The organism is Nocardia puris (assembly GCF_003315035.1).
In the GTDB taxonomy this organism is placed as follows: domain Bacteria; phylum Actinomycetota; class Actinomycetes; order Mycobacteriales; family Mycobacteriaceae; genus Nocardia; species Nocardia puris.
The window spans coordinates 1-20,340 of the sequence record NZ_QNRE01000025.1; the positions used below are offsets into that span (position 1 = coordinate 1).

Annotated in this window: 29 protein-coding genes; 6 read left to right on the forward strand and 23 right to left on the reverse strand. The window is 69.0% G+C overall.

The window, feature by feature from the left end:
- Nucleotides 1-334: 334 nt before the first annotated feature.
- Nucleotides 335-1,213 carry a tyrosine-type recombinase/integrase gene (locus DFR74_RS33185; RefSeq protein ID WP_067507928.1) on the forward strand — a complete coding sequence of 293 codons (879 nt, stop codon included), beginning with the start codon at nucleotides 335-337 and terminating at the stop codon, nucleotides 1,211-1,213.
- A 190-nt stretch (nucleotides 1,214-1,403) separates the two neighbouring features.
- On the opposite strand, the gene DFR74_RS33190 is transcribed toward DFR74_RS33185, so the two are convergent.
- Nucleotides 1,404-1,739 carry a hypothetical protein gene (locus DFR74_RS33190; protein ID WP_113975396.1) on the reverse strand — a complete coding sequence of 112 codons (336 nt, stop codon included), beginning with the start codon at nucleotides 1,737-1,739 and terminating at the stop codon, nucleotides 1,404-1,406.
- Nucleotides 1,740-2,063: 324 nt separating this feature from the next.
- Nucleotides 2,064-3,227, reverse strand: a complete 1,164-nt coding sequence (locus tag DFR74_RS33195) for a helix-turn-helix domain-containing protein (RefSeq protein ID WP_067507932.1) — start codon at nucleotides 3,225-3,227, stop codon at nucleotides 2,064-2,066.
- A gap of 170 nt (nucleotides 3,228-3,397) precedes the next feature.
- On the opposite strand from DFR74_RS33195, the gene DFR74_RS33200 reads away from it, so the two are divergent.
- The 5 genes from DFR74_RS33200 (at nucleotide 3,398) to DFR74_RS33220 (ending at nucleotide 5,601) form a co-directional block, all read left to right on the forward strand.
- Nucleotides 3,398-3,871, forward strand: a complete 474-nt coding sequence (locus DFR74_RS33200) for a hypothetical protein (protein ID WP_067507934.1) — start codon at nucleotides 3,398-3,400, stop codon at nucleotides 3,869-3,871.
- The gene (locus tag DFR74_RS33205; RefSeq protein WP_067507936.1) at nucleotides 3,844-4,179 is read left to right on the forward strand and encodes a hypothetical protein; all 336 of its coding nucleotides are present in this window, start codon (nucleotides 3,844-3,846) and stop codon (nucleotides 4,177-4,179) included. Before DFR74_RS33200 ends, DFR74_RS33205 begins: the two co-directional genes overlap by 28 nt.
- Nucleotides 4,180-4,369: 190 nt before the next feature.
- Nucleotides 4,370-4,576 (forward strand): hypothetical protein, encoded by a 207-nt coding sequence (locus tag DFR74_RS33210; RefSeq protein WP_067507938.1) that lies wholly within the window; start codon nucleotides 4,370-4,372, stop codon nucleotides 4,574-4,576.
- Nucleotides 4,577-4,649: 73 nt separating this feature from the next.
- Nucleotides 4,650-4,988 carry a hypothetical protein gene (locus DFR74_RS33215; RefSeq protein ID WP_067507941.1) on the forward strand — a complete coding sequence of 113 codons (339 nt, stop codon included), beginning with the start codon at nucleotides 4,650-4,652 and terminating at the stop codon, nucleotides 4,986-4,988.
- A gap of 31 nt (nucleotides 4,989-5,019) precedes the next feature.
- Nucleotides 5,020-5,601: a hypothetical protein gene (locus DFR74_RS33220; protein WP_067507942.1), complete on the forward strand. Its 582-nt coding sequence runs from the start codon at nucleotides 5,020-5,022 to the stop codon at nucleotides 5,599-5,601.
- A gap of 57 nt (nucleotides 5,602-5,658) precedes the next feature.
- On the opposite strand, the gene DFR74_RS33225 is transcribed toward DFR74_RS33220, so the two are convergent.
- The 21 genes from DFR74_RS33225 to DFR74_RS33325 all read right to left on the reverse strand — a co-directional run bounded on the left by DFR74_RS33225 (nucleotide 5,659) and on the right by DFR74_RS33325 (nucleotide 20,278).
- Nucleotides 5,659-6,627: a hypothetical protein gene (locus DFR74_RS33225; RefSeq protein ID WP_067507944.1), complete on the reverse strand. Its 969-nt coding sequence runs from the start codon at nucleotides 6,625-6,627 to the stop codon at nucleotides 5,659-5,661.
- Nucleotides 6,624-7,064, reverse strand: a complete 441-nt coding sequence (locus DFR74_RS33230; RefSeq protein ID WP_067507946.1) for a hypothetical protein — start codon at nucleotides 7,062-7,064, stop codon at nucleotides 6,624-6,626. The genes DFR74_RS33225 and DFR74_RS33230 overlap by 4 nt, the downstream gene beginning before the upstream one ends.
- Before the next feature lie 10 nt (nucleotides 7,065-7,074).
- The gene (locus DFR74_RS33235) at nucleotides 7,075-7,482 is read right to left on the reverse strand and encodes a phage upper tail fiber protein (protein ID WP_067507948.1); all 408 of its coding nucleotides are present in this window, start codon (nucleotides 7,480-7,482) and stop codon (nucleotides 7,075-7,077) included.
- Nucleotides 7,482-7,892: a hypothetical protein gene (locus tag DFR74_RS33240; protein WP_067507950.1), complete on the reverse strand. Its 411-nt coding sequence runs from the start codon at nucleotides 7,890-7,892 to the stop codon at nucleotides 7,482-7,484. The genes DFR74_RS33235 and DFR74_RS33240 overlap by 1 nt, the downstream gene beginning before the upstream one ends.
- Complete coding sequence (locus DFR74_RS33245; RefSeq protein WP_067507952.1) at nucleotides 7,892-8,755, reverse strand: hypothetical protein; 864 nt, start codon at nucleotides 8,753-8,755, stop codon at nucleotides 7,892-7,894. Before DFR74_RS33245 ends, DFR74_RS33240 begins: the two co-directional genes overlap by 1 nt.
- A 4-nt stretch (nucleotides 8,756-8,759) precedes the next feature.
- Nucleotides 8,760-9,047: a hypothetical protein gene (locus tag DFR74_RS33250; protein ID WP_067507954.1), complete on the reverse strand. Its 288-nt coding sequence runs from the start codon at nucleotides 9,045-9,047 to the stop codon at nucleotides 8,760-8,762.
- Nucleotides 9,047-9,439 (reverse strand): hypothetical protein, encoded by a 393-nt coding sequence (locus DFR74_RS33255; RefSeq protein WP_147266022.1) that lies wholly within the window; start codon nucleotides 9,437-9,439, stop codon nucleotides 9,047-9,049. Before DFR74_RS33255 ends, DFR74_RS33250 begins: the two co-directional genes overlap by 1 nt.
- Nucleotides 9,436-10,218, reverse strand: a complete 783-nt coding sequence (locus tag DFR74_RS33260) for a peptidoglycan recognition protein family protein (protein WP_084537508.1) — start codon at nucleotides 10,216-10,218, stop codon at nucleotides 9,436-9,438. Before DFR74_RS33260 ends, DFR74_RS33255 begins: the two co-directional genes overlap by 4 nt.
- On the reverse strand, nucleotides 10,211-10,396 hold the full coding sequence (locus tag DFR74_RS33265) for a hypothetical protein (protein ID WP_067507958.1): 186 nt from the start codon (nucleotides 10,394-10,396) through the stop codon (nucleotides 10,211-10,213). Before DFR74_RS33265 ends, DFR74_RS33260 begins: the two co-directional genes overlap by 8 nt.
- The gene (locus DFR74_RS33270; RefSeq protein WP_067507960.1) at nucleotides 10,393-11,085 is read right to left on the reverse strand and encodes a translation initiation factor IF-2 N-terminal domain-containing protein; all 693 of its coding nucleotides are present in this window, start codon (nucleotides 11,083-11,085) and stop codon (nucleotides 10,393-10,395) included. The genes DFR74_RS33265 and DFR74_RS33270 overlap by 4 nt, the downstream gene beginning before the upstream one ends.
- 11 nt (nucleotides 11,086-11,096) lie before the next feature.
- Nucleotides 11,097-12,782 (reverse strand): Gp37-like protein, encoded by a 1,686-nt coding sequence (locus DFR74_RS33275; protein WP_084537509.1) that lies wholly within the window; start codon nucleotides 12,780-12,782, stop codon nucleotides 11,097-11,099.
- Nucleotides 12,782-13,723, reverse strand: a complete 942-nt coding sequence (locus tag DFR74_RS33280) for a hypothetical protein (protein ID WP_067507962.1) — start codon at nucleotides 13,721-13,723, stop codon at nucleotides 12,782-12,784. The genes DFR74_RS33275 and DFR74_RS33280 overlap by 1 nt, the downstream gene beginning before the upstream one ends.
- On the reverse strand, nucleotides 13,720-16,953 hold the full coding sequence (locus tag DFR74_RS33285; RefSeq protein WP_067507964.1) for a phage tail tape measure protein: 3,234 nt from the start codon (nucleotides 16,951-16,953) through the stop codon (nucleotides 13,720-13,722). The genes DFR74_RS33280 and DFR74_RS33285 overlap by 4 nt, the downstream gene beginning before the upstream one ends.
- Nucleotides 16,943-17,272 (reverse strand): hypothetical protein, encoded by a 330-nt coding sequence (locus DFR74_RS33290; RefSeq protein ID WP_067507966.1) that lies wholly within the window; start codon nucleotides 17,270-17,272, stop codon nucleotides 16,943-16,945. Before DFR74_RS33290 ends, DFR74_RS33285 begins: the two co-directional genes overlap by 11 nt.
- The gene (locus DFR74_RS33295; RefSeq protein WP_170160847.1) at nucleotides 17,194-17,448 is read right to left on the reverse strand and encodes a hypothetical protein; all 255 of its coding nucleotides are present in this window, start codon (nucleotides 17,446-17,448) and stop codon (nucleotides 17,194-17,196) included. The genes DFR74_RS33290 and DFR74_RS33295 overlap by 79 nt, the downstream gene beginning before the upstream one ends.
- 177 nt (nucleotides 17,449-17,625) lie before the next feature.
- Nucleotides 17,626-18,432, reverse strand: a complete 807-nt coding sequence (locus DFR74_RS33300; protein WP_067507970.1) for a phage tail tube protein — start codon at nucleotides 18,430-18,432, stop codon at nucleotides 17,626-17,628.
- Nucleotides 18,433-18,502: 70 nt separating this feature from the next.
- Nucleotides 18,503-18,904 carry a hypothetical protein gene (locus tag DFR74_RS33305; protein ID WP_067507971.1) on the reverse strand — a complete coding sequence of 134 codons (402 nt, stop codon included), beginning with the start codon at nucleotides 18,902-18,904 and terminating at the stop codon, nucleotides 18,503-18,505.
- On the reverse strand, nucleotides 18,897-19,163 hold the full coding sequence (locus tag DFR74_RS33310) for a hypothetical protein (RefSeq protein ID WP_067507974.1): 267 nt from the start codon (nucleotides 19,161-19,163) through the stop codon (nucleotides 18,897-18,899). The genes DFR74_RS33305 and DFR74_RS33310 overlap by 8 nt, the downstream gene beginning before the upstream one ends.
- Nucleotides 19,156-19,455: a hypothetical protein gene (locus DFR74_RS33315; RefSeq protein ID WP_067507975.1), complete on the reverse strand. Its 300-nt coding sequence runs from the start codon at nucleotides 19,453-19,455 to the stop codon at nucleotides 19,156-19,158. Before DFR74_RS33315 ends, DFR74_RS33310 begins: the two co-directional genes overlap by 8 nt.
- 35 nt (nucleotides 19,456-19,490) lie before the next feature.
- Nucleotides 19,491-20,039 carry a hypothetical protein gene (locus tag DFR74_RS33320; protein ID WP_067507977.1) on the reverse strand — a complete coding sequence of 183 codons (549 nt, stop codon included), beginning with the start codon at nucleotides 20,037-20,039 and terminating at the stop codon, nucleotides 19,491-19,493.
- The gene (locus DFR74_RS33325; protein WP_067507979.1) at nucleotides 20,039-20,278 is read right to left on the reverse strand and encodes a hypothetical protein; all 240 of its coding nucleotides are present in this window, start codon (nucleotides 20,276-20,278) and stop codon (nucleotides 20,039-20,041) included. The genes DFR74_RS33320 and DFR74_RS33325 overlap by 1 nt, the downstream gene beginning before the upstream one ends.
- Between the last annotated feature and the right edge of the window lie 62 nt (nucleotides 20,279-20,340).

Consider the following 20,340-nt stretch of genomic DNA (forward strand, 5'->3'; position numbering starts at 1 on the left):
TTGGGCATACACGACGAAACCCCCCGTCCGGGAGGTCCGAACGGGGGGTCTGAGGGTGAAGTGCGCCCGGAGAGACTCGAACTCCCAACCTTCTGGTCCATACTGGCCGAGTCCGGGAGCGGCGCGAACATCGTTCCGCTGCACCGCCGCCCGCTGCCTCGGAGGGTGGCAGCGGCATGAACCTCACATTGGTGCGCAGCCTCGTCGCGGTGGGGACGTGGCGTCTCGAGTCCGCCAATGTCCCCGAAACCCAACCGTCACAAGGTGATAACCGGCATGTTGCGGGGGCATCGATTTGAGGACGCGCCCGCAAACAGTCCGCAAAAATCGTGGGATGAGATTACCCGTACCATCTAGTTGGATTGCACCCCTGACGCAGTACGAACTGCACCTCCGCGCGGCCGGATGCAGCGAGGCCACCATCGCCCGCCGCGTCGGTGACCTCGAGCAGATCGCCCGCGAGGTCGGACCGGACGGTCCCGCCACAATAACCGGCGATGCGCTGGTGTCCTGGGCGGGCGAAAAGGCGTGGGCCACAGAGACACGCCGCAGCAGGCGTGCATCCGCAAGATCGTTCTGGCGGTGGGGAATCGCCGCCGGAGTCGTCACCGAGGACGCCGCCGCGAAGCTCCCCCACATCTCCGCCGCCCGGCCGAAGCCCCGGCCCGTCCCGGACCGCATCTACCGGCCCGCCGTCGCCGCCGCCGTCCCCCGCGTCGCCCTGATGCTGCGGCTCGCAGGCGAACTCGGGCTCCGCCGAGCGGAGATCGCCCGCATCCACGTCGGCCGCGACCTCGTAGAGGACGACGAGGGCTACTCCCTGATCGTCCACGGCAAGGGCGGCAAGGTCGCGCCCGTCCCGGTGCCCGACGACCTCGGCCGCCGAATCGCCCAGGGCGCCCAGGGGCACTCGCCCCTCGACCCTGACGCCACCCGCACAGGGTGGCTGTTCCCCGGCCGCATCGACGGCCACCTGTCCCCCCGCCGGGTCGGGGAGTTGTGCGGGGAGGCGCTACAGGCGTACCAGGACGAGGGCGAGGAGCCGTTTACGGTGCACAAGTGCCGGCACCGGTTCGGCACCCGAGCGCTGCGTGCGACTCGCGACATCCTCGCCGTGCGGGACGCCCTGCGGCACACCAGCGTTGCTACCACCCAGGTCTACTGCGCCGTCGAGCGCGACGCCGTGCGCGCCGCCGTCATCGCCGCAGCCTGACCGCACGGAAACACCCCCCGGCCTGCTGGAATCAGGCCGGGGGGTGTTTCCGTGCGGGGCCCCCTGCACGAGCAGGGGATTCCCCGAGGACAGTGTAGGCAACCCTGACCGACCACTTACCGGCGCAAGCCCGGCCGTTCACGGCCGGGAGGAAGTCAAAGGGCTCGGGTGTCTTCCTAGAGAGTGTGGGTCACACAGGAACGTCCTCCCGGCGGATGTCGTACCGAGAAACGGCTGACATCCTCTCGGCCACCTTCTCCCATCCCTTCGTGCCGCCACCCGCCGCATGGATCGCGGTCCGCATGGATGAGACGACCTGGCCGACCACGCCGGTGTGGTCGGCCGCTCGCACTGCCATCGAGAACACCACGCGCGGCTCGCTGTAGTCCACGAACGCGTCAGCGTCGGTGACGCCGTCCAGCTTGTCCAGCTCAACCAGCACCGCTTCGAGGTGCTCCTCCAGCTGAGGCCGATCTACCCCCGTCGGCGGCGTAGCCGAGAACTCTACGTACCAAGTAGTAGTCATTGCCCATCCCAGCATGTTTGGTTCTCCAGCCACGTCCTCCACCTCTTGGCGTAGTTCGGACCGGAAGGTGTGCAGTGTATCCATCTCAGGTGCTGCCCGCATGGGCAGCTTGCGCGGTAGTAAGTGTTCTTCTGCACTGTCCAGTGTGCAGCCTCAAGGTCACGAATCAGCTTCTCGAGGTCCTTATCAGGGTGTTTCGGTCTGGTCAACGCATCCCTTCGAGCCAGATCGGGATCTGTCGGTAGCGAACCTGTATAGCATCGGCGTGCCACCGCTGGTCGCGAAACGCCGCATACCTCTCACCGATACGACCACCCGGTCGGTTCAGTCCGCGATACCCGCCGCGTTCGCCAGGCTGCGCAGCGTGTCCGACGCCCGCCGCTGTTGCGTCGCTGTCGTCGTGATGATGTTCCGCACTGCCGACGATGCCCGGAAATGCTCCGGCGCCACCATGCGGGACTCGGCCAGCGCACTGATCGCCGCATCCGGATCACCCGCCAGCAGATGCGCCCGGGCTGTGTCCAGCCAGTACTGTGCCTGCCGCTCGGTCGCCATCCCCGCCGGCAGCCTCGTCCCACGCGCCACCTCCAACGCCCGCCCCGGTTCCCCGAGGTCCACTTCCGCGCACAGCTCGTACAGGCGTACGTTCGCGGGCCCGACCGGCGTCCCGTACACGGTGCCGTCCGGTACGCCTCTCGCGAGGACCCGCGCCTCGGCCAGGTGGGTGCGGGCGGTGTCGGCGTCCCCGGTCGCCGCGGCGATCGTCGCGGCCCGCATGTGGAGGATGGAGTACACGGCAGCAGCGGTGGCGTCGTCGTCCACGATCGGCTCGAGGTCGGCCATCGACCGCACCAGCAGCCGCAACGCAGCCGGGACGGCACCGATCCTGGCGAGGGTCGCGGCCTTCACGTAGTGGGTGGTGGCCAGCAGCAGCGCATCCCCGGAGCGGGTGGCCGCCCACTCCATCCGCTCGGTCGCCGTCAGCGACAGATCCGCGTACCCGAGCTTGTGCGCGACGGTGTTCGCCGCCCGGTAGGCGTCGGTCAGCAGCGCGTAGGCGGGCTCGCCGTGCTCGGCCCCGGAGACGAGCAGCCCGTCCACCAGGTCCGGCAGCACCGCCGCGATCTTGCGGTACTGGGTGTCGCGCCGCCACTGCGCCACCTGCGCCGACACCCTGCGCAGCTCATCCAGCGGCATCGGCTCCAGGGACGGGTCCATCAGGTCGGTCGCGGCCAGCGTCCGGCGCAGGATCGGCACCACATCCAGCTCGCGCCGCTCCGGCTCCGCGCCGTTCAGCACCGAGGCGTCCACACCGAGCGCGCGCGCGACGGCGCCGATCCAGACTGAGGACGCCGAGCTGTGGCCGCGCTCGACCTGTGCGAGCATCGACCGCGACACGTTCGCCGCCGTCGCGAGCTGATGTTGGGTGAGGCCGCGTGTCTTGCGCCACTGCGCGATCCGCGCGCCGACAGAATCTCCGGACTGCATCCCCTGAGACTACCTGTGTTCGTATCGAACAAACATCGAACAATCGCCTGTTCACACGGTCGTAGCGTGAGGGACACCCCGGCACCGGGTCACGCGCCTCCCTCATCCGCGTGCGCCCACCGACGTGCGACCGGTGCCGGGGTCCTACCGGACCGCGACCAGGGGGCCACATGTCCGCTGTTTCCGCCGACGCGCTCGGCACCTGCCACTACCTTCGCACCGTCGCTGCTCTGCCCGTCCACGCCGACAGCCAGGGCCGCATCATCGCCACCATCGGCGGCAACCTCCGCGCCATCACCATGCCCGAGTACTGGGGGTACCGCGTCCGCGACCGCCTGTCGTCCTGGCGGATCACCGCCCCCACCATGTGGCACCCCATCCAGCGGGTCACCATCCTCACCGGCGCCCACGACCCCACCGACCTGGACGACACCGCACTCGCCGCGATCACCGCGACCGGCGCGCGCATCCTCGACACCGGCGCCTTGCTCCCGCTACCCGGCCACTCGGAGGTGACCGGCTGGTCGGCCCCGCCCCGCACCGCCACCCGCCCGGCGATGTCGACAGTCCTCGGCGCCCTGGCCGCCGCTCTCGCCGCCCAGCGACAGGAGGTGCCGTGGGCACACGCGACGCGCTCGGCCTGATCTGCCTGGACCTGACCACGGACCTGGAGGCCGACCGGCACCTCGTCCGTCGGCTCGCCGACGATCACAAGCTCGACCTGGTCGACGTGATGACCTACCGAATTCTGGAGCGCCCGTGGTGGTGCTGGCGACTCCTTGAGACCGTGCACACCCTCGGCGTCCACGCCGTCGCGGTACCCGGGCTCAAGCACATCCAGGAGAGCGGCCGGTCGATCGGCGGCGTCGCCGACCTCATCACGCCCTCGGGCCGCGCACCCTACAGCGGGTACGGCGCCGGGCACACCCGCCCGTCGCGGGTGCAGCGGTGAGCTGGATGACGGTGGGTCTCGCGGCGGTGATCGCCATCCCAGTCGCGGTGGTGGTGGCCATGATCTTCTGGCCGTCGGACTGGGGCTGAGCTGCGTGGATAGGAATTTTCGGGGAACCACTTGCGTAATGTAAACGGGGGGGTTTACACTAGTGTTGTCAGCAAGCAACCACCCCCGAAAGGCCCCCCCGATGCACACCAACCTCACCGCCCGCGAAGCCGTCATCACCGCCATCGAATCCGCCGGAACCGACGTCGCCACCCGCGACGAGTACGACATCGACGGCATCGTCGACGCCATCTACGAGGCCACCGGCGGCTACGACATCGACGCCCTCGATGAGGGCGAGTTCTGGGGCATCATCGAGGACCACGACCTGGCCCTCACCGGCAACTGACCGACACGGGCGGGGACCGGAGCGAAGGTAGCGCCCCGGTCCCCGCCCCTCATTCTGCCCTTGAGAGGCCACCATGCACGACCCCATGACCGCGCTCGGCACCGAACCCGAGCCCACCCCCACCCCGTGGGAATCCCTCGCCCAGCAGGCCCGCTGGCTCGCCGATCAGGCGGACCGGCTAGCCGACCTGGACCCGGTCGACCTCGCCCCGACCGAGGATCAGCCCGACCAGCTCGCCATCCTGGACGAACGCATCCGCGCGCTCACGTCCACTGCCGCCGCCTGCCGCCGCGCGACCTGGACGGCCATCGCCGACCGGACCAGCCAATCCGAGGTGGCGCGGCTGTGGGGAATCTCCCGCGTCCGAGCCGGACGCGTGATCAACGCGCGAGGCACACTTGGGCGGACGTAACACTCTGGGCAGGGTGGGCGATCATGGAGCCATGACTCGCGCCGCGCTCGCGCCCCTCGCCGCCGTCTTGCTGCTGCTCACTGGGTGCGGAGGTGACGAATCGCCCGAGCCGGACGCCGCCACGCCGACGACGACCGCGGCGACCACAGCCCCGACGACGACAGCAGCGGCGCCCGCGAAGTCGCCGCGCGGCAACCTCGTCAAGCAGATCGGCGAGGAGGCGGGGATGGGCAAGCCCGGCGAGGCGCCGGTGCTCTCCTGGACCGTCACCGGCATCACCGTCGACGCACCCTGCACGCGAGAATTCACCGACCCGCCCGAGGCGGGTCATTTCGTCGTCGCGTCGATCGAGGCCGAAACATCCCCGGCATACCCACCGGGCCTGGTCCTCAACGGATTCCACCCCGTCAACTGGAAAGTCATCGACGCCGAGGGCTTCACGCGCGAGGATGTCGACACCTCGGCCGCGCTGATCTGCCACGGCGCGGACTGGCCGCAGGACCTCGCGCCGGGGAGCAGGTACCGGTTCTCCGTCACCCTCGACTCGCCGAGCCCGACCGGGGTCCTGGTGTTCAATCCCACCGAAGACGGAGGATGGGAGTACCCGTTCTGAAACGACGAAAGCGCCCCAGCCGAGTAAGGCTGGGGCGCTTTGCGTTTCGTGCGGCGGTCAGGTGATGCGGACCCATCCGCCCGCCTGGAGGGTCATGGGGGTGCCCGAGCCGATCACCTGGAGGGTGATGAGGTCGCCGGAGGTCACCGCCACCGGAGTGGCGGTGACGGTGACGGTCGCGGATTTGGTCGCTGGCACTGTCACCGGTGAGCCCTGTTGAAGCAGGTCCCCGTTGCGGTAGAGACGCAAGGTCGCGGTGAAATTCGAGAAGTTACTGTTCGCGATCACGACGCTGGCCGCGACGGTCGCGTCCGCTTTGCTGCCCTGCGCGACGAGGGCGTGGCCGGAGACGGTTGACCCTGGGTAGTTGGCGGTGTCGGCGGTCCAGTTATTGACTTGCGCGTAGGAGGTCGTGACGGACTGGGTTCCGGACTTGTTCATCCCGGACGGGTCGAACGTGGGCGTCTCGACAGATCCGATGGGGGCGATCGCCTCGGCCTGGCCGGGCGCCAGCTCGAACGCGACGCCCGCGCTGAGACTCGCGGTCGGCGCGACAGCCTCAACCGCGCCGAGCGGCATTTCCCGCGCGAACCCGGCTCCCATCGCGCCGACTGGCGCACGAACATCGAGGACGCCCGGCGTCAGCTCCAGCGCGACGCCGCCGAACGATCCCCTCGGCGCGAGCGCTTCAGCGCCGCCGGGCGTCAGCTCCAGCGCGGTGCCCGCGCTGAGACTCGCTGTCGGCGCGACAGCCTCAACTGCGGCGGCACCCAGTGACGCGGCCACCCCAGCACCGACAGTGCTCGCCGGAGCGTCCGTCGCGGCGACGCCCGGCGGGAGCGTGAGCGCGAGACCAGCACGCAGGGTGGACACCGGCGCCAGCGCCTCGAGGACGCCGGGCAGTGCGACGAGCACCACCGGCCGTGTGCCGTCGTACACCAGCTCCTCGCCCAGGTGCATACGGAGCACGCTCTGCTCGCCGAGGCGAATGAACGCGGGGGCCTCCCCGCGTGACCACAGGGTCATGCCGGGTTCGCTACCACCCGCAGCAGACCCGTCGCGTGCACGTCGAGCCGGAACTCACTGTTGTCGGAGGTTTTGTTCTCCTCGAAGTCCCACAGCAGAATCAGCGGGCTGGTCGCCGCCACGCCGGTCTCCGCGTCTACCAGTGCGGCGTAACGCGCTGTCAGCGACGACGGGTCCCACACGACAGTGTTCGCGTCCAGCCATACCGTGTCGGTGGCGGAATCGTAGGCGAGCGACACTCCGGTCAGCGCCTGCCCGCCGGCGGTGTACCCGTCGGCTGTGGTCAGCTCGCCGGACAAGTCGTCGTAGTGCTGGTGTGCATCCAGGTCGGGGGTGTAGCTGGAGGTGAGCAGTACCATCCGCAGATCGTCGGTGGCGAGATTGACCTCTCCCGACAGTGCGGACAGCTGGAAGCGGGGGTACACATAGGTGATCATGGGGGGCCTTTCAGTCTTCGATGACGACGTAGAGCGTCTCGGGATCGGGAGTCGCGAGCGACTCATAGGCGGATTGGGTGAGCCGCTGGATCCGCGCCACCCCGCCGCCGTTGCGCACCGCAGTCGCCTCCTCCTCGGGCGGGACCGGGAGCCCTGCCTCGATCAACGGCCACAGCTCGACCGGGGTGCCGCTGTCGGGGATGTCGATCAGGTAGGTGCGCACCCCGATCCGGACTGTGGCCGGGCCGGGATCGAGATCCGGTGTGGTGAGGACACCGTCGACGGCCCGCAGCTCCAGCGGGCGCCGGGTGATGACGCCGCCCTCGTGGCCGGCGCGCAGCACCGGCGAGGCGATGGAGATCGAGGTCGTGTCGTCGGCTCCGCCGATCGACTCGATCGAGTCGCTGATCACGGTCATCACGGCCTCCAGTCTGGGTCGTCGGCACGCAGAGCGGCGGTGAGGTCGTCGAGGAAACATCCGTATTGGGCCGACGATTTGAACAGCCGGATGTAGAGCGGCGACCGGGTGCCGTCCGGTGTCAGCTCGAGCTGCGCCTTGAACGCCTCCTGGATCTCCACGAACCAGCGCACCGCGCCGGTGTCACCCGCCTCGCTGGGTGGTGCGGGCGGCTGGTCGAACCACTGTGCCTGCGGATCGAATTCGGGATCGTCGGCCTTGATCGCCGCGTACAGGGCGGGCACCAGTTTGTTGTGAATGTACTTCACGTCGTCAGGTTGCTCGTCCATGCCGATATGACGGCGTTGTCCGAACCCGTCCATGACGACGCCGTAGAAGAACTCCTTGACGCGAGCGAGTTTGTCGGCCATCACAATTCCCGCAGATAGAAGAATGGCAGCTTGGTGCTGCTGTCCCAGTGCTGATTCGCCGCCGAAATCGTCGACGGCAGCGCCGACAGGGGCGACGGACCCGCGTAACAGTATGGCCGACGCGGGTACTTCCCGCTGTCGTACCGGTTAAGGTCCGTTATTCGGACGCACATCAGGCTCGCGGCGGTCTGGATTGCGGTCGTGTCCTGGAGCAGCGCGACGGCATAAACCTCATCCTGCGACGCCTCGATGGTGATGCCCAGGTCAAATCGGGTCTCGGTGTTCTGGTCGGTCACCAGGTCCTGGATGTCCATGGCCGCCAGAGTTGGCGTGAGCAGCGTCAACAGCCCGGTATCCTGATTCACGGAGTAGACGCCGAGATAGGCGGCGTTTATCCCTAGGAACGTGGCCGAATCGCCCGTCATGAATCCGACGTATCTCAGGTCCGCATCCCGTTGAATGCGAATGAATCCGATTTCCGCCCAATCCGCGTTGTTGCCGGCTGGCTGATAATCTGGGATGCGGTTCAGGTTGTGCACATGCGTGCTGGATGACGACGACGACCCGGTTTGCGATGCGGTGCCATGGATGAGCTGGGACCGCGGCACGGTAGCGTGTTCGCGCGGATCCATCGTTGTCCACATCGCCGTATTGATCGGCGTCTGAGTGAAAGTCGGGCGCTCCGAGATCGGCACGTTGTACTCGTCGTGCAATTTCTCCTGGGTGTGCTCGAATGCGCCGAGTACACCCCCGGACATGATGGACTTCATCTCCTCGACCTCCATCTCCTGGAGGTCGCGGAACAGCCCGACGCCGAGGCTGCCCTCGGGCGGGTCTTCGCCGGGGAGGTTCGGAGTTGTCATCTCCTCAGATCTCCTCGGCGAGTTCGGGCGGGATCACGACGGGACTCGGTGGCGGAACCAGCCCGGCGCGGCGCATCGCGTCGCACAGGTCGTCGGCGTACCGGCGCAGCTGCCGAATCACCTTGGCCGCGGCGCGGAACCGCTGCCGCTCGTCCTGCTGCTGCTGCTCGAGTTCCTCGACGCGCTCACGCAGGCGCCGCACCTCGCGCGCCTGGTGCGCGGTCCACGCGGTGATCACGGTGGCGAACGCGACGCCGATGGCCTGGATGATTTCGGCGGTCAGCCACGCCATCAGCGACCCCCGCCCGGAGGTGCGACGAGCCGCTGCACGTAGGCGGTTCCCGCCGCGATCGCCGCGGCGAGGGCCGCGCCCGCCACCGCCTTCCAGTCGCCGCCCGAGGTGAAATCGAACCCATCCCCGGCGATCACCGTCCCCGCAGCGAGGAGCACGGCGACGACGACCGTCGCGAGCGCGCCCTGGAGGGCGGTACGGGTCGCGCGCTCGCGGGCGTCCGCACGCGGGTCGGGCGGCTCCTCACCCGGGCGGGGCAGGTCCGCCAGGAACGTCTCCAGCCGCCGCCTGGCGTCGGCCTCGGCGGCGCTGACCACGGCGGCGATCCGGCTCTCGATCTGCTCGAGCACCTGCTCGCGAACCAGGTTCACGACGTTCGTTGGGCGGGTCACGACTCACGCTCCGCGAGCAGCCGCTTGATCTCGGCCACGTCGGACCGCAGCTCGGCCACGGCGTCCACCAGGGTCAGGGGCTCGCCTTTCTCGTTGAGGCCCAGCTGTTTCCAGCCCCGCGTCACCTGGTCGGCGATGTCGTTGACGAGCTTGTCGATGTAGTACACGGCGGTCGCGTACGAGACCTGAGTCCCCTTGAAGTTCTTGAACATCTCGCCCCACACGGTGCCCTCTCCTCTCTGTGGCGGCTGGCCCTTCATCGCCCCCGCCACGTCGGCCCGGAACTTGTTCATGTCCATCCCGCCCGGGTCCCATTTCCCCTGACTGGGTCCGGCCCACTCCTTGTGGCCGATGACGTTGGCCGCGCCCTTGCCGAGTTTCGTGAGGATCGCGGCGACGCCGCGCACGTAGGCGTCGTACTGGGGCTTGCCCCAGCCCTCGCGGCCGTTGTTCTCCGCCTCGATGCCGATGGTGCAGGCGTTGGCGTTGTTGGCCGGGATGCCGGGATACGATCCCGCCCCGGCGTGCCAGGCGATCCCGGCGCCGCACACCGTGTACACGCCGTCACGTGACAGATGGAGCTGGGAGGCGAGGCCGAGGGATGGGTGCTGGGCGATGTACGCCGGATTGTTCGACGGCGGGTTACTGCCGGTGTGGTGCGCGACCACACCCCAGATCGCCCCGAAGTCACCGTGCCCACGATCTCGCCAACCGGGGTGCTCGCGCACTTCCAGTCCGGCCGCGCGCAGCACGTCCGGGAGCCACAGGGGATCAGCCATCGTTCACCTCCAGGTGTCGCCCGCCGCGCTGCTCGCGGAAACGGGACAGGATCGCGGCCCGGCCCCGGCCGGTGCGTTCGGCGGCGAGCACGCGTCCGACCTCGCGCGGGTCCGCGGTGGCGAGGTAGGCCAGCACCTCGGCGGCGGTGTGGTAGCGGGGATCGAACCTCGTGCTCACGCCGCGCCCATCTGTGCGGCGATCCGCTCGGCCACCTCACGCGAGACGCGAGAGTCGGCGTGCAGCCCGGACGCGCCGATGTTCGCCAGCACCTCGAGCAGGTCGTCCACCTCGACGCGCAGCCGCTCGGCGAGCGTGCGCACCGTGTAGGTGATCGCGGGCGGGCCCGGCCGGTCACCATCGTCGACGCCGAACTGTTCGAGCACGACGCGGCGCAGCTCGGCGCGTACGTGCTGTGGCAGTTCGCGCACGTGATCGGCCATCGTCTTGCGCACCGGGTCGGGGGTGTCGAGGTCCACCCACTTCCCCGACGCCTGCCACGCGGACGCGGTGACGCTGGCCGGGGGCTGGTACTTCTGGGTGGGCTCCTCAGCGGGGCGGGCGCCGAGCACCCACATCCGCCACGACTGCATCTCCCAGTACTCCGTGGGCAGCATCAGCGGTGCGCCGGACATGCCGGGCATCGCGGTGAACATCCACAGCAACGCTTGCCGGGGATTCCCCGAGTCGCAGTTCTCGCGGACCGGGACGCCCGTCCCGTTCCACGGCTCCCACTCCTCGAACGTACGGCCGTCGACACGACCGCCGACCAGGCGGGACTTGACCTTGTTCTCGTGCGCCTTCTTCGTCTCGCGCTCGCGCTCGCGGGCGCGCCGCTGCTGACGGGTGAGCGGTGGATTCTGTTGCATCGCGGGGCCTCTCAGAACACGCCGAGCTGCTGGAGAGCGTCGGCCACCTCTTCCCACTGCTCGAACGCGCGGGCGAGAGGGTCTTGGATATCGCGCTCACGGCCGACCGTGACCGTCCAGGTCGGGCGCTGGGTGCGCGAGCAGGTGAGCTGGACCTTGGAGACGCGGTCCATGTAGATGCGGCCGGTGCGGTCGCCACGGATGGTGAACCCGCACCGGTCGTCGAGCCACACGTGCCCGGCCTGCCCGATGATGAACGGCGCGGCGTCCCGGAATCCGAACTGGACGCTGTCGCGGCCGGCGGTCTTCCAGAATCCCGCCCGGAGCACCATCAGCGCGCTGAGGGTGTACGCCTTTCCGGCGCCCGCAGCGAAGTGCTCGAAGTACCGAGTCCAGCCCTGGGATGCCATGCGCGCCAAGGAAATTGCCTTCATGAAGGCCAACAGCGCATCGGTGTAGATAGGGGCGAGCAGAGCGTCCACCGTGCCGCCAATGGGGGGGATGACGACAGCGGCGGCGATCAGATCGCCGACCATCTGGATGAAGGCCGAGATGCCCTCGTTCACGCCGGGCATCGAGTGGCCGCCGGTGACGACCTGGACGCCCTTGCTGTAGGTCTGGCGGTACTTGTATCGGTCGAGCCCGGATATCTCGCCATCCCGGAACACGACGAACGGCAGCTGCTTCTGCGTCCGGGGCGGCAGGCTGGGGTCGTAGTACTCGGGCGGGATCGAGAAGTCGCCGCCGAGAACCTGCTCGGCGTCGATCATGTCGTCGACGAATTCGGCGACGGTGCGGATCAGGCCATCCCAGATCGTGCCGCCGTGGCTGGTACCGGAGTAGGTGCCCGACCGGTCCATGAACCGGACGATCCGGGTGCCGTGGCGCAGGTTCGCGCCTGGCCACGGCTCGGGGTCGCCCTCCAGATATACGTCGATCTGGCAGGCGATCTCGCCGTCGTCGCACATCGGCTGCATGAGCTTGTGGAAGTTTTTGAACCTCGAAATCGCAAGTCCCCAAAGGGCTCCCGACGCCATGGCTTCCACGAAGCTGATCGGGGCGACGACCATGCTGTAGCCGGACTGGTCGAGGTCGTCTCGTGAGTCCGGGTCCATGGGGTCCGACGGCACCAGCCAGCTCGAGGCGTTCTCACGCTGGATCTGGAGGTCCAGCATCACGGACAGGACCCAGGGGATCGGGCCCGGGAGCATGAACACCTGGGGCCACTGGATCCACTCGGGGAACCAGGGGTTACTCCAGCACGAATACCACTTCAGCCGCTCCATGTCGGTCAGAAACCGCACGGTGAGGACCTGCCCGCCGTCCTCGTCGAGATCGAGATCGACGTACTCGGCGAGCGCACCGATCCGCGACCCGCAGTACTCGATGACGACGTTGACGTTGCGGCCCTCGCCGCGGTTGATGCGCTCGCGCTGCTCGAACAGCCACTGGCCGGCCGGGGAATCGAAGGGCAGCGGCAACTCGATGGTGCCGGTGTCGTTGGAGGGCTGGACGAGGTCGAGGCCGTACTCGTTGCGCACAAGGTGCTGGAGGCGCATCTCGGCGTCGAACAGCATCACCGTCACGTCGGCTTGGCGCATCCGTTCCTGCGCGCGGGCGCGCTCGCGGGTGGCCTGCCAGATCTGTTCGCACTGTTCCTCGCGCGTGAGCCCGAAGTTGATCTCGGTGATCGGCATCAGAAACCCCCGATCGGCAACGGCCACAGGCGCGGCTGCACCAGCTGCGCCATCGCCCCACCCTCCGGCGCACCGGTGACGCTCACCGGAAGCATCAGAGTCTGCGTGTGCGGCGGGATCTCGTACTCGAAAAACCTTCCCGGCACGGGCATTTGGCCGAGCAAGTTCGTGCCGTGCGCGTCGCGGACCATCAGCTCGTCGGGGTCCAGATCGACGGTCGCGCCGCCGTGCAGCTCGGTCAGCTCCGGCATGAGAATGGTGCGCTCGGAGTCATCCCGACCGGTGCGCTTGGAGCGGCCGAAGAACCGGTGATACTTCGGGCCCTCGATGCTGAAGTCCGGCAGCGTCCACTCCCCGCGGGTGAGGATCCATTTCTGGAACATCGGCAGCGGCGTCGGATTCGACACCGGCACTTCGCCTTCGCCGCTCGTCGACTCGGTCGACCAGGAGGAGGTGACGGGGGGCTCCTGCCAGAACGGCATCCCCGCCCGCAGCGGCAGCTCGGGGTTGGCGTGCCCCTTTCTCAGCGGGTCGACGCCGGGGTTGAACTCGCGTTGCTGGCGGAGCTGCACCTCCAGGAACCGGTCCGTCTTCGGCGAGATCACCTGGATACGGGTGAGTTTCGCGTCCCAGTCGTAGTCGTCCTCGCGGAAATCGAATGCGCTCCACCACGCCGACATCAGGGCCTCGAGATCGCCGCCCGGCGCGCGGGCGGCGACGAGATGGAACCCCAAGTCCAAATCGCGGGGGTCGAACCAGCGGCCGCGCATCTTCCCGCCGATCTGGCGGGCGCCGGACTCCCAGGCGGTACGCACCGGCGGCTCGAACAGCCCCCGGATCTGATCCTTGCCGCACCACACACCCTCGGCACCCGCGCCCTCGCCGTGGACGTGCCACACCGAGCCGTCGCAGCCGTGGATGATGATCGTCAACCCGCTCACACCGGCCTCCCCGCATACCGGCTCACGCCGACCGCCTGCTTGCGCTGCTGGGCGGCCATCTCGGCGGAGATGGCCTTGGTGACGGCGTCGAACACCTGGGCGACCAGCGCCTGCACGGCGCCGCCCTGGCGGCGCAGCCCGAGATCTCCGAGCAGGGAGTCCACGTTCGCGTTCAGAAAGTCGCTGCCGATACCCGCTGCCCGCGCGCCCCAGTCCTCCTGCTGCGCCACCGCAGGTACGCCGGGAGAGGCCTGTGCGTTCGTCTCGGGCGGGACCGCCTCGAGCTGGCTGGTGCCACCGAGATTGACCACCCACACCGGGGTCACGCCCTGCGGGATCTGCCCGCCGCCGTAGCCACCGCCGCCACCTGCTGCACCACCGCCGCCGGGCGCGCTTCCTCCGCCAAGGCCACTGCCGCCGAGGCTACCTACGCTGGGCGCGCCTCCGCCCGGGGACTGCATGCCGCCTGGATCGCCGCCGAGTGGCAGGTGCCACTTCAGGGGGAAGTCCGCCGCGCCCTGGGCGCCCGCGCCCGCTTCGACGCCGTCGGTGCCGGACGACTCGACGTTCATCCCGCCTGGCAGGGTTCCTGCCATGTGGCTGTTCGGGCCACCGCCGCCGCGCATCACGCCGATGGAGTAGTCGCCCTCGCCGCCGATGCCCGGCAGGAATCCCAGCGCCTCGAAGTCGCTCTCTGTGGTGAAATGCCTTACGCCCGTGGGTCTTCCGGTGAGTATCGCGAACAGGTCTGACTGGATGCCTGAGCAATCCCAGCTGGGGTTACCTACGCCGCCGTACTGATACGGCGAGCCCGCCGCGCCGGACGCCATCGCTTTCGCGCGGTCCACGACACCGCCGTTGGCCATCGCCGCGATGAGTCCGAGCCGCTGCCCGACCTCCATCCAGATCGGGATGGAGCGAGCCCGTTTCGACGGCGACAGCGAGATGTATGCCTCGGGCCCAGCCTCGGCCCAGAGGATGCCGCCGGGAATGCCACTGGAGATCTGAGGCTCGCGGATACCGCCATCGGCATAGCTGACGTAGCCCTGCGAGTAGGTCTGCTGCCCGGAACGCTGCACCTGATCGTTCAGCGCCCGCGACTGCGCGGACAGGGACGCCATGATCTCGACGGGGATCTGCTTGCCCCAATTCGACTGGATGAACGCGTCGAGGGTGGCCTGCCCCTGGGCGGTGTTCGCGGTGACCTCGATCTGCCCGTCCGGCAGCGTGGACACTTTGAGCCCCAGCGCTTCCAGGTTCGCGATCACCTCGGGGCTGTTGGTGTTGACGCGGATGCCCTTGTCGGTGGGCACCGCCTCCACCTCGTCGCCGAGGGCGCGGAACATCTGCTGTGCCTGCACGGCTTGCCCGATGCTGTCGCCGACGCTCTGCCGCATCCGCTCCCACGCTGGGCGGGCACGGTTGTCGATGCCATCGGCCATGTCCCGCGCCCGGTCGGCAGCGCCCTGGAATGTGGTGTCGAGATCCTGGAGTGAGCGCCCTAGGTTCGCGACGGTGTCGTTGCCGGTGAGGCGGCCGAACACTTCGGCCACCTTTCCCATCGGGTCCAGTACGCTACCCAGTGCGCCGCCCACGCCCTCGGCGAAGGCGGCGAATTGGCGCAGGCTCGTCGAGGTGAACGCGAACATCGCGTCGCCCGCCACGAAAGCGGCGTCGACCAGCTTGCCCAGGAACCCCAGGATCTCGGGCTGGTGAGTGGAGACCCAATCGGCGAGCTTCGCCAGCGACGGACCGAACGCCTGAGCGAGCGCACCGCCCAGCTCCTGAAGCGTGACTTCCATTGAGCGCTTGGCGCTTTCGAGGCTCGTTGCGGCGTTGCCGCCCATGGTCGCGATCGCACTGGCGGCAGCCCCCTCCACCTGCCCGAGACCAGCGACGGCGGTGTCGACGTCGAACGCCTCGAACGCGCGGCCGAGATCCTCGAACTTGGTGCCGAACAAAGCGACGGCGACCTCGTTGCGTTTGACCGGATCCTCAAGGCGGCGCAGCGCGTCGAACAGCTCGCCGACCGCCTCGCGGGCCGTGCCACCGCCCGCGGTGAAGCGGGCGGTCATGTCGTCGGCGGACAGGCTCAACGCCTCGAACGCCTTGCGGCTGGAGTCCGATCCGTCCATCGTGCGGATCGCGAACTCCTTCAACGCATCCGCGGCGGTGTCGACATCCCTGGCACCCGCCCGGACGGCCTGGTTGATCAGGCCAATAGCCTCCGGTCCCGTCAACCCAAGCTGACGAAATTGAGTGCCGTATTCAACGATCGTGTCGGTGAAATCCTCGCTGACATTGAGCCCGTTGCGGGCCGCCGCCGCGAACAGGTCCATGGCGCCCTTGGCGTCCTGTGCCATGCCGGTGCGGATCGCCTGACCGGCCGCGCGCGCGACAGCGGGCACTTCCTCGCCGAGCATGTCCGAGACGCCGTTCAGCTGCGAGATGACCTGCTGAATTTCGGGACCGGTGGCGTGCGGGTCGATCAGGCCGGACTGGATCGCCCGGCGTGCGGTGTCGACGTTCTCCTCGACGGACTCCCCGAACGCATCGGTGTACGCCCGCGCCGCCGCGCCGCCGATGCGCCGCATCGTGGCATCGTCGACACCCAGCTGAGCCTGGGTGAGGTCGAGTGCCCGCTCACGGCCCATCGCATCGGCCATCGACTTGACCAGCAGTCCGCCCGCGGCGATTCCGGCGATGGTGACGGCGCCGATGATCGCCTGCGCGATCGGTCCGCCCTTGCCGCCGATCCGGTCCGCGAAGCCCTGGCCGGCGGCGTCGCCCGCTGCCCCACCGCCCTGCTGGCCGGCCTGGCCCATGGCGTCCTGCATGTCGTTGCCGGCCTGCTGGGCGGCCTGCCGGAACGCGTCGCGCATGTCGTTGGCGGATCGGCCCCACGCCTGACCGAAGTCGCGGCGCATGTCGTCCGCGGCGGCCCCGGCGGCTTGGCTGGCGCCGCGCTGCATCGCCTGGCGCATGTCGTCGGCCGACTGGTCCCAGGACCGTGCGAACTCGCGGCGTGCGTCCTGGCCGAGGTTCTGCCAGGTCTGCGACGCGCCGGTCTGGAACGCGCGGCGCATGTCCTCGGCGGACTGGCCCCAGGCGCGGCGGAGCTGACGGCGCGCGTCGTCGGCCACGAGCCCGAAGGCGCGGGCGGCGTCACGGGCGAGACCGCTGGTCTCGACCGTGAGCGAGACGTACTGGGTTGCCAGCTCAACCGCCACCCGCCACCTCCTCCCGATCCCAGCCCAAATAGGCGTTCATTTCGGCGATGGTCATCGAGTCGTCCCCCCCGCCAATCGTGCGTTCGTCCTCGCCCTTGGCCTGCTCGGCCAGCTCCGCGCACAGCTCGGCGGTCAGCCGGGAGTCCGGAGGTGAATGTTTGATCCAGGCGCGCAGCTCGATCCACGAGATCGTGTGACCGATCTCGTGGATGCTGCGGCCCCGATCGAGTAGGTCGGCGGCTATCGCCTCCTCGTGCCCTTCGAGGAACTGGAGGAGGCCGAGGATTCCCCCGGCGTCATCTTCGACACCCGAACCCACTCATCGAACAGCGCGTTAATCTGGTCCTCGTGCAGGTCCGCGCCGCGCAGCTTCTGCGCGGCGTCGCCGTCGTACACCTCGATCAGGCCGAGCACGTAGTCCACGCGCATCCTGTCGGGCGGCACCTCGCGCATGAACTTCAGCGCGGCGGGCGAGGCGAACCCCGACTTGGGCACACTCGCCACCGTCCCGTCAGGGAGTTCGAAGTCGAACCGGTTCTCCGGCAGGTCACCCGCCGGTGGGGGGATCTTCCAGGCCATGGGTTGCGGGCCCCTTTCGTGATCGCGGGCCAGCGAGAAGGGCCCCACGGCGCGCCGAGGCCCGCGAGGTAAGCGCGCCGTGGGGGTTCGGGGTCACTCGTAGGTGACGGTGAACGGCGCGGACGCGCCGGTCGCGTTAGTGACGACCAGGTCGTAGGTGCCCGCCGACTCCGCAGCGGTGACCAGCGCCAACTTGGTGTCAGAGATGACGTTGAACGCCACACCCGCACCGTCGATGGTGACCCCGGTGGTGCCGACGAAGCCGGTGCCCGTGACCTCGACGACCTCGCCACCAGCGGCGGCGAAAGCGGCGGGATCGACCGACACGATGGTCGGCGCCAAGGGGGCGCTGCCGTCGTCGTAGTACCGGTACACCTTCTTGCCCGAGGTGTCCTTGTAGCAGGTCAGGGTGCAGTCGAAAGCCTTGAGCCCGTTGCGGACGAACGGGCTTTCGGTGACTGCGGTGATCTGCCCTTCGGGGATGACCAGGCGGCCGCGCTTGCCGCCGTCGCGGACATCGAACAGCCACGGATGCACCGAGAGCGGCTCGCCGGTCTCGTGCACAGTGGTCAGGGACCCGACCGTGGACACGTTGTCCTCGCCGAACACCTCGGCGAGCACGTCGGGGTCCCAGGCCGACAGCAGCCGGAACTGGAACGCGGCGCTGTGGTTCTCCTGCGGGCTGTAGATGAGGTCGCCTGCCCAGTCGAACAGGTCCGTGGAGGTGCGGGTGCCGGACGGGCGGATGCCGTCGTCGCCGACGTATCCCAGTTTCGTCCAGCTCGACACCGACGCCGAGGGGGTGGTGGGCAGCGTGGTCCCCGCCGGGGCGACGAGGATGCCGCCGGTGACTCGGTCCGGCGCGCCTACACCGATTTTGGCAACGGAAGCTCCGGCCATGGCTATGTCCTTTCGGAGATTCGCGGGCCCCGAATGGATTTCGTGATTCCTCCCGTTGCCGGGGGAAGTTTCAGATGGTGTCGCCGCTCACCAGCAGGTCGACGGTGAACTGATACCGGGGCCCTACGTCGGGCTCCGGATGGTTGGCTGGGCCGCCGACGGTGACGACATCAGCGACGAACACGCCGCCGATCTCCTCTCCCTCGAGCGCACCCGTCAGCGCGTACGCGAGCCGGGCCAGAGTGGCTGCGGCGACCTCGTCGGGCGCCCAGCACTCCACGAGCAGCCGGGCGGCGAAATGCCCTCGGGTGGTGCGGTCGACATCGACCTGCTGGACGCGCACCATCCGCGCGGGGCGGGCGCGCGGCATCTTCGTCGCCACCGTCGCGGTCTCGCCGCGACCGGAGAACGCCGACAGCAGGTAGGCGACGTAGGCGGCCTCGGTGTCGGGCGGGGCGACTACCTCAGCCACGCGCCGCCCCGAGATTGCGGATCAGAGTGTTGTTCTGCCCGTTGTCGATCCGCGCCTCTTCGCTGGCTGCGATGACCGAGACCTGCCAGCGCCCCTGCGGGTTGCGGGCGCCCTGCTCGGAGGTCATCACGTAGCCTGCGGCCTCCCCTCCACAGGCGTTCATGAGCGCCCGTCCGCGCCGCTCCAGGTCTGCCACCACACCAGGTGCGGAGCGCAGTTGGCGGAACGCCTCGAGGTTCCAGTCGACCCGGTCACCCATCGACCCTCCTCAGGTCCAGCAGCCTCCGGCCCGCCCGCCGGCCGGGACCGCGGTCCCAGTTCTGGGCGGCGCCGATCACCTCGAACTCGGCGGCGTCGAGCACGAGCCGGTCATGCGGGGACACCGCCAGCGTGGACGCCACGACAGCGACCATGTCCACCACCACCCGGTCATGCCCGGCCACCTGCGGTTCCGAGGTGGACGCGGGCCACCAGACCGCCTGGATCGGCACCGGTTCCGCCCAGGTGGAGATGGGGTTGCCGTGCGCGTCGGTCCCGGACTCGGAGTGCACACGGTGACCAGCGGTATGCCGCAGACGGAACCTTCTCACCCGACGTGCTCCAGTTGGTAGCGGCCCAGCATCTCGGCCACCGGCACCGGCAAACCCGCGCCCGACCCGCCGTAGTTGCGGGACTCGTTGAACGGGCCCCACGCCTCCGAGTAGGAGGCGAGCAGGTCGGGGTTGTCGTACAGCATCCCGGCCATGATCAAGGTCGCGGTCTTCACCTCGTCAGGGACGGGATTCCAGCCGTGGGTGTAGGTGATCGTGATCGACCGCGGTGTGTTCGGCCAGCAGCCGCGGTGGATCAGCTTGCCGTAGCCGGTCCAGTCGTACTGGGTGCCGACCGTGAGCGTCTCGCCGTTCACCGCGACCGACGAGACCGCGGTCAGCCGCAGAGTCGGCAGCCACAGCGACCGACTGCCCGGCCCGTCGAGCACCGCACCGGTGACGGTTTCCTGACTGATCGACCACCCCCCACACCAGGCGCGGACCATGCCCGACGCGCCCGCCACCGCCAGGTTCGCGGCGTCGGTATCGAGCGCGTCGAGCTGTTTCCACTGCCCGAGTTCGGTGGCCGAGACGAGCGGCGCCATCAGGACTTCGGCGTCCCGCCGGTCTTGCGGGTGCTGACAGCCCGCTTCTCACCCGGCGCGGCGGTAGCCTGCTCGACGACGGCCGACGACCGTGCGGCCGCGACCTCGACAGGCTCGTACAGGTGCTCGCGACCCTTCACGCCCGGATCGGAGTCTTCGACCAGATCGCCGGGCCGCACGATGCGCGGCACGCCGTGATGGTCGGTGTAGGAGAACGCTTCTCGCGCTCGCAGGATCATGATCTCTCCATCTCTCTTCGCTGGAATCCAACGCACCGGGCGGACCGGAGCCCGCCCGACGC

Coding starts and splice junctions, on each gene's coding strand:
- DFR74_RS33235 (WP_067507948.1), bottom strand. CDS start 7,482: ATGACCGTGATCAGCGACTCGATCGAGTCGATCGGCGGAGCCGACGAC.
- DFR74_RS33230 (WP_067507946.1), bottom strand. CDS start 7,064: ATGATCACCTATGTGTACCCCCGCTTCCAGCTGTCCGCACTGTCGGGA.
- DFR74_RS33195 (WP_067507932.1), bottom strand. CDS start 3,227: ATGCAGTCCGGAGATTCTGTCGGCGCGCGGATCGCGCAGTGGCGCAAG.
- DFR74_RS33210 (WP_067507938.1), top strand. CDS start 4,370: ATGCACACCAACCTCACCGCCCGCGAAGCCGTCATCACCGCCATCGAA.
- DFR74_RS33320 (WP_067507977.1), bottom strand. CDS start 20,039: ATGGCGCCGCTCGTCTCGGCCACCGAACTCGGGCAGTGGAAACAGCTC.
- DFR74_RS33225 (WP_067507944.1), bottom strand. CDS start 6,627: ATGACCCTGTGGTCACGCGGGGAGGCCCCCGCGTTCATTCGCCTCGGC.
- DFR74_RS33240 (WP_067507950.1), bottom strand. CDS start 7,892: ATGGCCGACAAACTCGCTCGCGTCAAGGAGTTCTTCTACGGCGTCGTC.
- DFR74_RS33190 (WP_113975396.1), bottom strand. CDS start 1,739: ATGACTACTACTTGGTACGTAGAGTTCTCGGCTACGCCGCCGACGGGG.
- DFR74_RS33270 (WP_067507960.1), bottom strand. CDS start 11,085: ATGCAACAGAATCCACCGCTCACCCGTCAGCAGCGGCGCGCCCGCGAG.
- DFR74_RS33220 (WP_067507942.1), top strand. CDS start 5,020: ATGACTCGCGCCGCGCTCGCGCCCCTCGCCGCCGTCTTGCTGCTGCTC.
- DFR74_RS33300 (WP_067507970.1), bottom strand. CDS start 18,432: ATGGCCGGAGCTTCCGTTGCCAAAATCGGTGTAGGCGCGCCGGACCGA.
- DFR74_RS33250 (WP_067507954.1), bottom strand. CDS start 9,047: ATGGCGTGGCTGACCGCCGAAATCATCCAGGCCATCGGCGTCGCGTTC.
- DFR74_RS33215 (WP_067507941.1), top strand. CDS start 4,650: ATGCACGACCCCATGACCGCGCTCGGCACCGAACCCGAGCCCACCCCC.
- DFR74_RS33185 (WP_067507928.1), top strand. CDS start 335: ATGAGATTACCCGTACCATCTAGTTGGATTGCACCCCTGACGCAGTAC.
- DFR74_RS33325 (WP_067507979.1), bottom strand. CDS start 20,278: ATGATCCTGCGAGCGCGAGAAGCGTTCTCCTACACCGACCATCACGGC.
- DFR74_RS33275 (WP_084537509.1), bottom strand. CDS start 12,782: ATGCCGATCACCGAGATCAACTTCGGGCTCACGCGCGAGGAACAGTGC.
- DFR74_RS33310 (WP_067507974.1), bottom strand. CDS start 19,163: ATGGGTGACCGGGTCGACTGGAACCTCGAGGCGTTCCGCCAACTGCGC.
- DFR74_RS33200 (WP_067507934.1), top strand. CDS start 3,398: ATGTCCGCTGTTTCCGCCGACGCGCTCGGCACCTGCCACTACCTTCGC.
- DFR74_RS33260 (WP_084537508.1), bottom strand. CDS start 10,218: ATGGCTGATCCCCTGTGGCTCCCGGACGTGCTGCGCGCGGCCGGACTG.
- DFR74_RS33245 (WP_067507952.1), bottom strand. CDS start 8,755: ATGACAACTCCGAACCTCCCCGGCGAAGACCCGCCCGAGGGCAGCCTC.